This is a genomic window from Mycolicibacterium arabiense (genome assembly GCF_010731815.2).
GTDB classification, from domain to species: Bacteria; Actinomycetota; Actinomycetes; order Mycobacteriales; family Mycobacteriaceae; genus Mycobacterium; species Mycobacterium arabiense.
This window is the reverse complement of the sequence record NZ_AP022593.1, coordinates 897,270-910,756: the sequence shown is the minus strand read 5'-3', so window position 1 is coordinate 910,756 and position 13,487 is coordinate 897,270. Positions and strand designations below refer to the sequence as shown.

Here is a 13,487-nt window from a genome sequence, read left to right as displayed (position 1 = left end):
CCATCATTCGACGGTGCCGGTGAGCGCCATGTCGGCCAGCGCCTGACCGACCGCATCCCGCAGGGCTGCACGGGTGTTCGTTCCGCCGGGCACCCAACTGGTCACCGACACCGACATGCGGCCGTGAATGCGCGTGCAGCCCAGAAAAAGTGAGCCGCCCATTCGGTCGAGGACCTTCGTGGTGACCTTGGGCTCGAGCAGCCTGGCCGCGAAGTAGTCGGCGTCGGTGCCGTCGGGGCGGTTGACCTCCGGCGCGAACTCACCGAGGTTCGAGCACCCGATCGGACTGCCCACCTGCTGCACCATGCCCTCGAGTCGGCGCACCAGCGGCGCCGGGGTCAGCGGTACGAGCGCCAGGGGGCCCAGCAGTTCGTTGGGCGACTCGGCCAGCGCGGTCAAGGCCCGCTTGATGTCCCGGCGCAGCTCGGCGAGGTCGGCGACGACCTTCGCGGGGTCGGCGACGACCGTTGCCTCGGTGAGTGCGTTGGCCCGGGTGTCACCGGGTGCGCGCTCGCTGACGGGCAGCGACAGCCTGACGAACCCGTCGTCACCCACCCGGCCGAGGAGCGAGCCCAGCCGGGCTCCGAAGCCGGCGAACAACGCATTGCTGGTGCCGTTGAGGCTCTTCGCCCGCTCGTCCCAGTGCTCGAGGTCGATGAACACCGTGGCGTTGGGCACGACGATCTGCTCGGCGGTCCCGCGGCCCCGCTGCTTGGAACCCGACTTAGCGGACGTCGCGAGGTTCTCGCGCTCGGCCCGGGCGACGCGAGCGGCCGAGGCCACCGCCCTGGCCATGTCCGGCACGTCGCGCACGGTCTGCCGGGCGTCCTCCCGTACCGAGCGCGCCCGGGTACGGGAACCCGGCGGCGGGTAGCCGAGGTCGCGGCGCACGCCGGTCACGGCGTCGGAGATCGCCATGTGGATCGCCATCGCGTCGCCGACCGAATGCGACACCACCAGCGTCACCGCGGCCCCGCCGTTGGTGAGGGGCTGCACGCCGAGATGCCACGACGGCCCGGCCTGCGGGTCGATGGGAACCCGGACGCGCTCGTCGGCCCACAGCCAGACGTCCTCGCGCCGACGGTCCTCGGCCGCGATCTCGATGGCCGCCGGACCCGGTGCGGCGACCCACCTGTCGCGGCCGAAGGGGAGTGGCGAACGCTCGATGCGCCTGCCCAGCAGGCCGAATCCGAGGTTGGCGTGGAACCGTCGCAGCCCCTGAAGGTCGATCGGACGGTCGTAGATCCAGGTGAATTGGATCAGTGGGCCGCGGCCCAGTGCCCTCAGCGCGAGGAACGAGCCCTGGTCGATGTAGGCGAGCGTGTTGTCCACGCGGTCATGCTATGCACGGGCCACCCGCGCCGTGGACCCGCCGATGGTCACCTCGTCGCCGGGGTGCAGCTGGCGGCCGCGGCGCACCTCGACCTCGCCGTTGACCGCGACCAGACCGTCGGCGATCGCAGCCTTCGCGTCCGAACCGCTGTCGATGAGCGACGACAGCTTGAGGAACTGGCCCAGACGGATGGATTCGTCGCCGATCGGCACGTCGTGGTCCATGGCCGTCAGGCTAGTCCCGCATCGGCGTGTCCAGGCGTGTCGGCCTCGGCCTCTTCTCTTCGTTCGTCGGCCGGCCCCTAGCATCGCCACCATGGACGGCCGCTGGGTCCTGCACTTCGACATGGACGCGTTCTTCGCATCCGTCGAGCAGCTGACGCGTCCGACGCTGCGGGGCAGGCCCGTGCTCGTCGGGGGACTCGGCGGACGCGGGGTGGTCGCCGGAGCCAGTTACGAGGCAAGGGTGTTCGGCGCCAGGTCGGCGATGCCGATGCACCAGGCGCGCAGGCAAGTCGGTGCCGCCGCGGTGGTCCTGCCCCCGCGCGGCGTCGTCTACGGCGTCGCCAGCCGCAGGGTCCTCGAGACCGTCCGGGCAGTCGTTCCGGTCCTCGAACAGCTGTCCTTCGACGAGGCGTTCGGCGAGCCCGCCGAACTGGTCGGTGCCACGGCTGCCGAGGTGGAGGCGTTCTGCGAGGACCTGCGCGCCAGGGTGCGGTCGGAGACCGGCCTTGTGGCGTCGGTGGGCGCGGGGTCGGGCAAGCAGATCGCGAAGATCGCCTCCGACCTCGCCAAGCCCGACGGCGTCCGGGTAGTCGATCGGGCCACCGAGAAGGCCGTGCTCGCCGGCCTTCCGGTGCGGCGGCTGTGGGGGATCGGACCGGTCGCCGAGGATCGTCTGCACCGGCTGGGCATCGACACCATCGGTGCCCTTGCCGCCCTTGCGGATTCGGAGGTGGCCGACGTGCTCGGCGGAACCGTCGGGCCTGCGCTGCACCGGTTGGCCCAGGGGATCGACGATCGCCCGGTCGCCGAGCGGTCGAGTTCCAAGCAGATCAGCTCGGAGTCCACCTTCCCGGAGGATCTCACCACGATCGGCCAGCTGCGCGAGGCCGTCGGCCCCATCGGCGAGCACGCCCACAGTCGCCTGCTCCGCGACGGCCGCGGCGCGCGCACGGTCACCGTCAAGATGAAGAAGTCCGACATGAGCACGCTCACCCGGTCCGCGACGCTGCCGTACGCCACCGACGACGCGGCCACGCTGACCGCCACGGCCAGGCGGCTCCTGCTCGACCCGATCGAAGTGGGGCCCATCAGACTGCTCGGCGTCGGCTTCTCCGGGCTCTCGGACGTGCAGCAGGAGTCACTGTTCCCCGATCTCGAGCAGACCCTCGAGACCGCCGACGGCGTGCCCGCGACCCACGAGGCGGCGGCGGCGTCCGCCGCGGCGTCTGGGTCGCCCGCGGCGGGGTGGCGGATCGGGGACGACGTGACGCACGAGTCCTACGGCCACGGCTGGGTGCAGGGGGCCGGTCACGGCGTGATGACCGTGCGGTTCGAGACCCGGGGCACGGGACCCGGCCCCGCCCGCACGATGCCCGTCGACACTCCCGAGGTGCGGCGCGCCAATCCCGTCGACAGCCTCGACTGGCCGGACTTCGTCGGCGCGCTCACCGACGACGACCAGTCCTAGGCCCACTCGGTGAAGACGTCGCCGACGTCGGCGCCGGCGGCCAGCGCGGCCATCAGCAGCACGCGCGCCTGCGGTGTGCCCAGCACCGGCACTGGCACCGCGCCCGCCTCGGCCAGCGCCAGGCCGGGGCCGTACCGCGCCGACACCCTGGCACCCGGCACGCGGGTGCTGACGACCACGGTCACGCCGCGGGCTGTGGCACGCCGTACGCCGTCGACGACGTCGGGTCCGGCGTTGCCCGAGCCCATCGCCTCCAGCACGACGCCACGTGCCCCGGCAGCCACGCAGGCATCGAGCGCCACGGCGTCACTGCCGGCGTAGGTCGCCACCACGTCGACGCGCGGGGGCGCCTCGGCGAGGCCGCCGGCGAACGACGGCCGCCGCTTGACCCCGTCGAGCACGACGCCGTCCGGCGACGCCGCACCGATGGCGACGCCGGTGAACCCCGATCCGGTCTTGGTCAACCCCAGCGGCTGCCAGACGGTGCCCGCCATGCACACCGTCACGCCGGTGCCCTCGGCGCGTGGGTCGCCGGCCACCGCCAAGGCGTCGCGCAGGTTGCCGGGGCCGTCGGCGTCGGGGGAGTCGGCGCTGCGCATGGCACCGGTGAGCACCACCGGCTCCGGCCCGTGATGGACGAGGTCGAGCCACAGCGCGGTCTCCTCCATGGTGTCGGTGCCGTGCGTGACGACGACCCCGTGCGCGCCGTCGCCGATGGCCGCTGCCACGGCACCGCCGATCAGCTGCCACTCGGGCGGACCGATCTCCGAGGAATCCAGCGCCAGCAGGTCGACGACCCGACGGTTCGCCGTGCCCGCGGTCGACAGCAGATCCGTGCCGCCGTGGGTCGGCCGCGCCACCCCGTCGGCATCGGTACTGGTGGCGATGGTGCCGCCGGTGGTGACGACGACGACGCGGGTCATGCCAGGCGGATTCGGTGGCACGCTTCGCACGCTTGTCGCCTCGGCGGTCGACTCGCTTCGCACGCTTCGCTCATGCGCCGATTGTTCACCACGACGTCTTTGGGATGATGGGAGCGTGACTGATGAAACGTCGGGTTCGGTGGAGCCCGTGACCGCGGACGGGGACCCCGTACCGCCGTCGCCCCGCCGTCGCCTGCGCCTCCTGCTGTCGGTGGCTCTGGTGGTGCTCGCGCTCGACGTGGTGACCAAGGTGCTGGCGGTCAGGCTGCTCACGCCCGGCCAACCCGTGTCGATCATCGGCGACACCGTCACCTGGACCCTGGTGCGCAACTCGGGTGCGGCGTTCTCGATGGCAACCGGCTACACCTGGGTGCTGACCCTGGTGGCGACCGGCGTCGTGTTCGGCATCGTGTGGATGGGCCGCCGTCTGGTGTCGCCGTGGTGGGCGCTGGGGCTCGGCATGATCCTGGGCGGCGCGCTGGGCAACCTGGTGGACAGGTTCTTCCGGTCGCCGGGACCGCTGCGCGGACACGTCGTCGACTTCCTGTCGATCGGATGGTGGCCGGTGTTCAACGTCGCCGATCCCGCAGTGGTCGGGGGAGCGATCCTGCTGGTGGGGCTGTCGTTGTTCGGCTTCGACTTCGATACCGACGGACGGCGTCCGGCCGATGACGCAGACGGACGGCGTCCGGCCGATGAGGTGGCACCGACTCCCGAACCTGCACCGGTCGTCGACGAGCCGGCCGCCGGTGCCGCATCGGACGAATCCGACACCACCCGATGACCCGGTCGATGCCGGTCCCGGAGGGGCTGGCCGGGATGCGCGTCGACGCGGGTCTGGCGCGACTGCTCGGGCTGTCCCGGACCGTCGTCGCGACGTTGGCCGAGGACGGTGGGATAGCCGTCGACGGCGTCCCGGTCGGCAAGTCCGAGCGCTTGACCGCGGGTGCGTGGCTCGAGGTCACGTTGCCCGAACCGCCTGCGCCGCCCGAGAACCCGACCGTCGACGTCGAGGGCATGACGATCCTCTACTCCGACGACGACATCGTGGCCGTCGACAAGCCCGCGGGCGTGGCTGCGCACGCCTCGGTCGGCTGGACCGGGCCCACCGTCCTCGGCGGGCTTGCTGCCGCCGGTTACCGGATCACGACGTCGGGCGTCCACGAGCGCCAGGGGATCGTGCACCGCCTGGACGTCGGCACCTCCGGGGTGATGGTCGTCGCGATCTCGGAGCGGGCGTACACGCTGATGAAGCGGGCGTTCAAGCAACGCACGGTCGACAAGCGGTACCACGCTCTGGTGCAGGGGCACCCCGACCCGTCGAGCGGCACCATCGACGCCCCCATCGGCAGGCACCGGGGTCACGACTGGAAGTTCGCCGTCACCGAGAACGGTCGGGACAGCGTCACGCACTACGACACGGTCGAGGCGTTCGTCTCCGCGAGCCTGCTGGACATCCACCTGGAAACCGGCCGGACGCATCAGATCCGGGTCCACTTCGCGGCGCTGCACCATCCCTGTTGTGGCGACCTGACGTACGGCGCCGATCCCACGATCGCGAAGCGGCTCGGCCTGGAACGGCAGTGGCTGCACGCACGCTCGCTGGCCTTCGCCCATCCCGCCGACGGCCGTCGCATCGAGATCACCAGCCCGTACCCGGCGGACCTGAGCCACGCCTTGGACGTGCTGCGCCGGCACCAGTCGTGACGACCGCGGACGCCGGAGCGGCGCAACGCCGTTCGGGCGTGCTGTTCGGCGTGGGCGCCTTCGTCTGGTGGGGACTGTGTCCGGGCTACTTCCCGCTGTTGCTGCCCGCGGGATCGATGGAGGTGCTGGCGCATCGCATCGTGTGGAGCGTCGTCTGCATGGTCGGCGTCCTCGCGGTGGCCCGCAGGCTCGGCGACCTGCGCCGCCTCAGTGGTCGCAGCTGGCTGCTGCTCGCCGCCGCGTCGGCGCTGGTATCGGCGAACTGGGGCACCTACATCTACGCGGCGACGCACGGCCACGTCGTCGACGCCGCGCTCGGGTACTTCATCAACCCGCTGGTGACCGTGGCTCTGGGCGTGGTGGTGTTCCGGGAACGGATCGGGCGTTGGCAGTTGGCGGCCCTGGTCCTCGCGGTCATCGCCGTGGTGGTCCTGACGGTGGGCGTCGGTGCCCCGCCCTACATCGCGGTCGTGCTGGCGTTCACGTTCGCGCTCTACGGATTGGTCAAGAAGGTCGTCGACGCCGACCCGCGGGTCAGTGTCGCCGTCGAGACCTTGATCGCCCTTCCCATCGCCGCCGGTTATCTGATCTTCCTGCAGTCGACCGACCAGGGCCACTTCCTGAACCATGGAACCGGGCATGCCTGGCTGCTGGTGCTGGCCGGCCCGGTCACAGCGGTGCCACTGTTGCTGTTCGCCGCAGCGGCGCAGCGACTCCCGCTCGTCACGATGGGTCTGCTGTTCTACCTCAACCCGGCCCTGCAGATGGCGTGGGGCGTCGTCATCGGCCACGAGCCGATGCCGCCCGCGAGGTGGGTGGGCTTCGGTCTGATCTGGGTCGCGCTGCTCGTCATGACGTTCGGCGCGTTGCGCGGCAAGTCGGCATCGAAGGCCACCGCGGCCACTTCGACCGCAGCTCCCCGGGCCACCGAAACGCCCCCGGCCTGACGGACACGAGTTCGCGCCGCGTCGGCTAGTTTGCCGCAACCACGCGGTTGACCGGTCGATAGCAATGCCATACTGTTTGCTGAACGAGGAGAGCCAATCTCCTCGTCGGTGAGGTCAGGACGATGTCGCAAACCGATGAGAGACCACTGCAGGCCACTCGGCGCCGGGGTCGACCGGTTGGCTCCGACTCGGTGGAAACGCGCAACCGCATCCTGAAGGCCGCACGGTCGGTGATCAACCAGCGGGGTTATCCCGCGGCCACGTTCCAGGCGATCGCGCTCGAGGCCGATCTCAGTCGGCCCACGCTGCACTACTACTTCTCCACGCGCGACGAGATCTACGCAGCCCTGGTCGAAGAGGCGGGCGAACTGGTCGGCAATTGGATCGCGCGGGCGGGAAGCCGTGAGACGCTGGCGGAATCGCTGTCAGCGTTGGTCTCGGTGATGTACGAGACCGATCGTCGGGACCGCTCGCAGGTGTCTTTCCTGATCAGCTCCCGGCTGGAGGCGACCCGGAACCCGGAGCTGCGCGACGACCGGGACGACGCGTTGCGGTGCTACCTGATCACGCTCGTCGGCGACGCGGTGCGGCGCGGGGAACTGCCGTCGGACACCTGCGCCACCCCGATCGCGGACATGCTCCACTCGGTGCTCTGGGGGGTCGGCCTGTGCGCAGGGTTCCCGGATCGCGGCGCGACGATGAACGCGATAACCAAGCAACTGCAGATCCTCTTCTCGCATGGATTGCTGGACAGTCCCTCGATCGGGTCGGTGTCCGAAGACACGTACCGCGACACGCCGAACGCCGTCGGAGGTCGGCCATAGACTGACGACCCTATGAGCGGATCCTTCGTGCACCTGCACAACCACACCGAATACTCCATGCTCGACGGTGCGGCGAAGGTCAAGCACATGTTCGCCGAGGCCAACCGGCTCGAGATGCCCGCGCTCGGGATGACCGACCACGGCAACATGTTCGGGGCCAGCGAGTTCTACAACGCTGCGATCGATGCGAACGTCAAGCCGATCATCGGCGTGGAGGCGTACATCGCCCCGGCGTCGCGATTCGACACCAAGCGCGTGCAGTGGGGCGATCCCAGCCAGAAGGGTGACGACGTCTCGGGCAGCGGCGCCTACACGCACATGACCATGGTCGCGGAGAACGCGACCGGACTGCGCAACCTGTTCAAGTTGTCCTCGCTGGCGTCGTTCGAGGGCCAGCTCGGCAAGTGGTCGCGGATGGACGCCGAGCTGATCGCCGAGCACTCCTCGGGCATCATCGCCACCACCGGCTGCCCGTCCGGCGAAGTGCAGACCCGGCTCCGTCTCGGCCACCAGCGCGAAGCGCTCGAGGCCGCGGCGAAATGGCGTGAGATCTTCGGGCCGGAGAACTTCTTCCTCGAACTCATGGACCACGGCATCGAGATCGAACGTCGGGTGCGGGACGGCCTGCTCGAGGTGGGTCGCAAGCTCGGCATTCCGCCGTTGGCGACCAACGACTGCCACTACGTCACCAAGGAGGCGTCGCGGAACCACGAGGCGCTGCTCTGCGTCCAGACGGGCAAGACGCTGTCGGACCCCGCGCGCTTCAAGTTCGACGGTGACGGTTACTACCTCAAGTCGGCCGCGGACATGCGGGCACTGTGGGACGACGAGGTGCCCGGCGCATGCGACTCCACGCTGCTGATCGCCGAACGCGTTCAGCCCTACGCCGACGTTTGGGCACCCAAGGACCGTATGCCGGTGTTCCCGGTACCCGACGGCCACGACGAGGCGTCGTGGCTCGCCCACGAGGTCACCGCGGGTTTGCAGCGACGGTTTCCCGCCGGTGTGCCCACCGAGTACACCGACCGGGCCGCGTACGAGATCAAGGTCATCTGCGACAAGGGATATCCGTCCTACTTCCTGATCGTCGCCGACCTCATCAACTACGCCCGCTCCGTCGACATCCGGGTGGGCCCCGGCCGTGGGTCCGCCGCCGGTTCGCTGGTCGCGTACGCCATGGGCATCACCAACATCGACCCGATCACCTACGGGCTGCTGTTCGAGCGGTTCCTCAACCCCGAGCGCGCGTCGATGCCCGACATCGACATCGACTTCGACGATCGCCGCCGCGGCGAGATGCTGCGCTACGCGGCGAACAAGTGGGGCAGCGACCGGGTGGCCCAGGTCATCACGTTCGGCACCATCAAGACCAAGGCCGCACTGAAGGACTCGGCCCGGGTGAACTACGGCCAGCCCGGGTTCGCGATCGCCGACCGGATCACCAAGGCGCTGCCGCCACCGATCATGGCCAAGGACATTCCGCTCTCGGGCATCACCGACCCGGCTCACGAGCGGTACAAGGAGGCCGCGGAGGTCCGCGCGCTCATCGACACCGATTCAGACGTGCGGACCATCTACGAGACCGCGCGCGGCCTCGAGGGTCTGGTCCGCAACGCAGGCGTGCACGCCTGCGCGGTGATCATGAGTTCCGAGCCGCTCGTCGATGCCATTCCACTGTGGAAGCGGCCCCAGGACGGCGCGATCATCACGGGGTGGGACTACCCGTCGTGTGAGGCCATCGGCCTGCTCAAGATGGACTTCCTCGGCCTGCGGAACCTGACGATCATCGGTGACTGCATCGAGAACATCCAGGCCAACCGCGGCATCGAGCTGGACCTCGACGCAATCCCGCTCGACGACCCCGCCACCTACGAGCTGCTCGGCAGGGGTGACACCCTCGGGGTGTTCCAGCTCGACGGTGGGCCGATGCGAGATCTGCTGCGGCGCATGCAGCCAACGGTCTTCGAGGACGTCGTGGCCGTGATCGCGCTGTACCGGCCCGGTCCCATGGGCATGAACGCCCACAACGACTACGCCGACCGCAAGAACAACCGCCAGGCCATCAAGCCGATCCACCCGGAACTCGAGGAGCCGCTGCGCGAGATCCTCTCGGAGACCTACGGCCTGATCGTCTACCAAGAGCAGATCATGCGCATCGCGCAGAAGGTCGCCGGCTTCTCGCTCGCCCGAGCCGACATCCTCCGCAAGGCCATGGGCAAGAAGAAGCGCGAGGTCCTGGAGAAGGAGTTCGAGGGCTTCTCCGAGGGCATGAAGTCCAACGGCTTCTCCGCGGCGGCGGTCAAGGCGCTCTGGGACACCGTCCTCCCGTTCGCCGACTACGCGTTCAACAAGTCGCACGCCGCCGGCTACGGGCTGGTGTCGTACTGGACGGCCTACCTGAAGGCGAACTTCCCCGCGGAGTACATGGCGGGCCTGCTCACCTCGGTCGGCGACGACAAGGACAAGGCGGCGGTGTACCTGGCCGACTGCCGCAGGCTCGGCATCACCGTGCTCCCGCCGGACGTCAACGAGTCGGTGCTCAACTTCGCCTCGGTCGGCGCCGACATCAGGTTCGGGCTGGGGGCGGTGCGCAACGTGGGCGCCAACGTCGTCAGTTCACTGATCAACACCCGCACCGAGAAGGGCAAGTACACCGACTTCTCGGACTACCTCAACAAGATCCACATCACCGCCTGCAACAAGAAGGTGACGGAGTCGCTGGTCAAGGCCGGTGCGTTCGACTCACTCGGGCACTCCCGCAAGGGGCTGTTCCTGATCCACACCGATGCGGTCGACTCGGTTCTCGGCACCAAGAAGGCCGAGGCGATGGGGCAGTTCGACCTGTTCGGCGGTGCTGACACGGCGACCGATGCGGTGTTCACGATCAAGGTTCCCGAGGACGAGTGGGAGGACAAGCACAAACTCGCACTGGAGCGAGAGATGCTGGGTCTGTACGTATCCGGGCACCCCCTCAACGGGGTCGCGCACCTGCTTGCCGCGCAGGTGGACACGCAGATCCCCGCGATCCTCGACGGGGACGTCGCCGCGGACACCCAGGTGCGCGTCGGCGGGATCCTGGCGTCGGTGAACCGCCGGGTGAACAAGAACGGATTGCCCTGGGCGTCAGCCCAATTGGAGGACCTCACCGGTGGCATCGAGGTGATGTTCTTCCCGCAAACCTACGCCACCTTCGGCGGTGACATCGCCGACGACGCAGTGGTGATCATCGGCGCCAAGGTCAATGCCCGCGACGACCGATTGTCGCTGATCGTCAACGACCTCGTGGTCCCGGACTTCTCCAGCGCCCAGGCCGACCGCCCGCTCGCGGTGAGCCTGCCGACCCGGCAGTGCACCGTCGAGAAGGTGACGGCACTCAAGCAGGTCCTCGCCAATCACCCCGGCACCTCACAGGTGCACCTGCGGCTGATCAGTGGCGACCGGATCACGACGCTGGAACTGGATCAGACGCTGCGCGTCACGCCGTCGTCGGCGTTGATGGGTGATCTGAAGGCGCTGCTCGGACCGGGCTGCCTGGGCGGCTGATGAACCAGCCCGAGCCGTCGCGGCACGTCTCCGTGTGGATCGATGCCGCACCGGAGGCGGTGTACGCGTTCGCCTCCGACCCGCGCCAACTGCATCGCTGGGCGGCCGGTCTCGCCGACCCGACGCTCACCACCGCGACCGTCGAGTTCGCTCCGGTCAATGCCTTCGGTGTGCTCGACCACGTGGTGACGCTGCCGACGGGGGAGTCGACGTACAACCCGATGCGAGTGCTGGCCGCCGGAACGGGTGAGGCGCGCTGCGAAGTCGTCTTCACGTTGCGCCGCCGACCCGGCACCCCGGATGCAGAGTTCGAGGCGGACGCGGCTGCGGTCGCCGCGGACCTGGCGACGCTGCGTGATCTCCTGCAGGACTAGCGGCAGGACGAGCAGTAGGCGCTGAGCCCGAGCCACGTGAGTGTGCCGATGGCGGCGCCGGACAGCACGGCCGTCGATGCGGTCATGGTGACGACGCCGACGACGAGCAGCACCACGGCCCCAACCAGCAGAGCGATCAGTTTGTACGCCGGCCACGGCACGCCTGCGACGGGCACGTCGCACGTCGCGCGGGCGACGGTCGAGTGAAAGTTCCCGGCGGTGGTCATGTCTTCGACGATACCTCTCAACCATGGTTTCGGCTAGCCGAAACTCCGAATCAGGACCATGTGGACTTACCCGTTCGTCGGGACATTCATGCGTGCTCGGAAACGGATTTCCGGTCGCGCGCGACACAGTGGCACCATTGACCGGTGACTGCTGAGCTGAGCCAGGGAACGAAACGGTCGCCGCTCGAATCACCTCTGTCGGCGGCCGACATCGATGCGGCTGCCCAGCGAATTTCGGGTGTCGTCGCCAAGACCCCCTTGCAGTTCAGCGATCGGCTGTCGACGCTGACCGGCGCGCAGGTCTACCTGAAGCGCGAAGACCTCCAGGCCGTCCGCTCGTACAAGCTGCGGGGCGCCTACAACCTGATGATGCAGCTGAGCCCCGCCGAACTCGCCGCAGGTGTGGTCTGCTCGTCGGCAGGCAACCACGCGCAGGGCTTCGCGCTGGCCTGCCGCTCGATGGGCGTGCACGGGCGGGTGTACGTGCCGGCCAAGACGCCCAAGCAGAAGCGCGACCGCATCCGGTACCACGGCGGCGACTTCATCGAGGTCATCGTCGGTGGCAAGACCTACGACATCGCCGCGGCAGCGGCGGTCGAGGACGTCGCGCGGACCGGCGCCACGCTGGTGCCGCCGTACGACGACCTCCGCACGATGGCCGGTCAGGGAACGATCGCCGTCGAGATCCTCGAGCAGCTCGGCGGGGAACCGGACCTGGTGATCGTGCCCGTCGGCGGTGGCGGGTGCATCAGCGGCATGACGACCTACTTCGCCGAGCGGACGACCGACACGTCGGTGCTCGGCGTGGAACCCGCGGGTGCCGCGGCGATGGTCGCGGCGCTGGCCACCGGGGAACCCGTCACGCTCGAGAACGTCGACCAGTTCGTCGACGGTGCGGCGGTCGCCCGGGCCGGGGCACTCCCGTTCGCAGCGCTGACGGCCGCGGGCGACATGCTCTCGATCACCACGGTCGACGAGGGCGCCGTGTGCACCGCGATGCTCGATCTCTATCAGAACGAGGGCATCATCGCCGAGCCGGCCGGCGCGCTGTCGGCGGCCGCACTGGTGGAGGCCGACATCACGCCGGGGTCGACGGTCGTGTGCCTGGTGTCGGGCGGCAACAACGACGTGTCGCGCTACGGCGAGGTGCTCGAGCGGTCACTGGTGCACCTCGGCCTCAAGCACTACTTCCTGGTCGACTTCCCGCAGGAGCCGGGCGCGCTGCGCCGGTTCCTCGACGAGGTCCTCGGCCCCAACGACGACATCACCCTGTTCGAGTACGTCAAGCGCAACAACCGCGACACCGGCGAGGCGCTCGTCGGCATCGAGATGGGCTCGGCGGCCGACCTGGAGGGGCTGGTCGCCAGGATGCACGAGTCCGACTGTCACGTCGAACTCCTCGAGCCGGGTTCGCCGACCTACCGCTACCTGGCGTAGGCCGCCAACGCTCGCGGCGCCACGAGCGCGACGTCGTGATCGTGGGCCCGGAAGATCGGCTCGATCGCCAAGCCTCGCTCGGCTGCGCCGGCCACGAGCGCATCCGCCCACTGCTGGTCCCAGCGTGACACCGAGCCGAGGCCGGGGCGGGTGAGCAGGAACGCCACGGTTCCGCCCTCGGCGACGTCGTGCACCAGAACCTCGAGGGCGGACATCAAGTCGTCCACCATGGCCGGTGTGGGACTTCGGCCGATGGGGACGTCGCTCAGGAGCTTGACGAGCCTGCGATCGGGCCCCACGAACGAAAACCGCAGCAGGCGTTCGTCGAAACCCAGGGGGCCCATCAGTGCTCGCCATCGCTGCCTCAAGTCGGCAGGTGTGGTGATGGGGTCGGTGGCGGTATCGATCGGCGGGATCGGAAGCAGGCTCATGCGTGTCATCGTGGGCGTGGCCCACGTTCGACTCAACCAGCCATCCACA

13 protein-coding genes are annotated in these 13,487 nt (G+C 69.3%); 8 read left to right on the top strand and 5 right to left on the bottom strand.

Annotation, left to right across the window (positions count from 1 at the left end; genetic code table 11):
• Window positions 1-3: 3 nt before the first annotated feature.
• Window positions 4-1,332: a hypothetical protein gene (locus tag G6N61_RS06015; protein WP_163917702.1), complete on the bottom strand. Its 1,329-nt coding sequence runs from the start codon at window positions 1,330-1,332 to the stop codon at window positions 4-6.
• A 9-nt stretch (window positions 1,333-1,341) separates the two neighbouring features.
• Entirely contained in the window at window positions 1,342-1,557 is a 216-nt protein-coding gene (locus tag G6N61_RS06010) for an RNA-binding S4 domain-containing protein (protein WP_163917701.1), read from the bottom strand.
• A 91-nt stretch (window positions 1,558-1,648) separates the two neighbouring features.
• On the opposite strand from G6N61_RS06010, the gene G6N61_RS06005 reads away from it, so the two are divergent.
• Entirely contained in the window at window positions 1,649-3,025 is a 1,377-nt protein-coding gene (locus tag G6N61_RS06005) for a DNA polymerase IV (protein ID WP_163917700.1), read from the top strand.
• On the opposite strand, the gene G6N61_RS06000 is transcribed toward G6N61_RS06005, so the two are convergent.
• The gene (locus G6N61_RS06000) at window positions 3,022-3,948 is read right to left on the bottom strand and encodes an asparaginase (RefSeq protein ID WP_163924625.1); all 927 of its coding nucleotides are present in this window, start codon (window positions 3,946-3,948) and stop codon (window positions 3,022-3,024) included. The genes G6N61_RS06005 and G6N61_RS06000 overlap by 4 nt on opposite strands.
• A 115-nt stretch (window positions 3,949-4,063) precedes the next feature.
• Between G6N61_RS06000 and lspA the strand changes: the two genes are divergently transcribed.
• From lspA to G6N61_RS05970, 6 genes are all read left to right on the top strand, one after another.
• Window positions 4,064-4,732, top strand: a complete 669-nt coding sequence (gene lspA, locus G6N61_RS05995; RefSeq protein WP_163917699.1) for a signal peptidase II — start codon at window positions 4,064-4,066, stop codon at window positions 4,730-4,732.
• Between the two features lie 8 nt (window positions 4,733-4,740).
• Window positions 4,741-5,655, top strand: a complete 915-nt coding sequence (locus G6N61_RS05990) for an RluA family pseudouridine synthase (RefSeq protein WP_163917698.1) — start codon at window positions 4,741-4,743, stop codon at window positions 5,653-5,655.
• 38 nt (window positions 5,656-5,693) lie between these two features.
• Window positions 5,694-6,602, top strand: coding sequence for an EamA family transporter RarD (gene rarD, locus G6N61_RS05985; protein WP_163924624.1), 909 nt, complete (start codon window positions 5,694-5,696; stop codon window positions 6,600-6,602).
• Window positions 6,603-6,793: 191 nt separating this feature from the next.
• Window positions 6,794-7,426 (top strand): TetR/AcrR family transcriptional regulator, encoded by a 633-nt coding sequence (locus tag G6N61_RS05980; RefSeq protein WP_163917697.1) that lies wholly within the window; start codon window positions 6,794-6,796, stop codon window positions 7,424-7,426.
• Between the two features lie 12 nt (window positions 7,427-7,438).
• Window positions 7,439-10,969 carry a DNA polymerase III subunit alpha gene (gene dnaE / locus G6N61_RS05975; protein ID WP_163917696.1) on the top strand — a complete coding sequence of 1,177 codons (3,531 nt, stop codon included), beginning with the start codon at window positions 7,439-7,441 and terminating at the stop codon, window positions 10,967-10,969.
• Window positions 10,969-11,343 carry an SRPBCC family protein gene (locus G6N61_RS05970; RefSeq protein WP_163917695.1) on the top strand — a complete coding sequence of 125 codons (375 nt, stop codon included), beginning with the start codon at window positions 10,969-10,971 and terminating at the stop codon, window positions 11,341-11,343. The genes dnaE and G6N61_RS05970 overlap by 1 nt, the downstream gene beginning before the upstream one ends.
• Here the strand turns inward: G6N61_RS05970 and G6N61_RS05965 are convergent.
• Window positions 11,340-11,570 carry a hypothetical protein gene (locus G6N61_RS05965; RefSeq protein ID WP_163917694.1) on the bottom strand — a complete coding sequence of 77 codons (231 nt, stop codon included), beginning with the start codon at window positions 11,568-11,570 and terminating at the stop codon, window positions 11,340-11,342. The two genes, G6N61_RS05970 and G6N61_RS05965, sit on opposite strands and share 4 nt — an antisense overlap.
• A 144-nt stretch (window positions 11,571-11,714) precedes the next feature.
• Here G6N61_RS05965 and ilvA point away from each other — a divergent pair, with 144 nt between their 5' ends.
• Window positions 11,715-13,007, top strand: a complete 1,293-nt coding sequence (gene ilvA / locus G6N61_RS05960) for a threonine ammonia-lyase IlvA (protein WP_163917693.1) — start codon at window positions 11,715-11,717, stop codon at window positions 13,005-13,007.
• On the opposite strand, the gene G6N61_RS05955 is transcribed toward ilvA, so the two are convergent.
• A complete protein-coding gene (locus G6N61_RS05955; protein ID WP_235887425.1) occupies window positions 12,995-13,438 on the bottom strand; it encodes a hypothetical protein in 444 nt (147 codons plus the stop codon). The genes ilvA and G6N61_RS05955 overlap by 13 nt on opposite strands.
• Window positions 13,439-13,487: the final 49 nt, after the last annotated feature.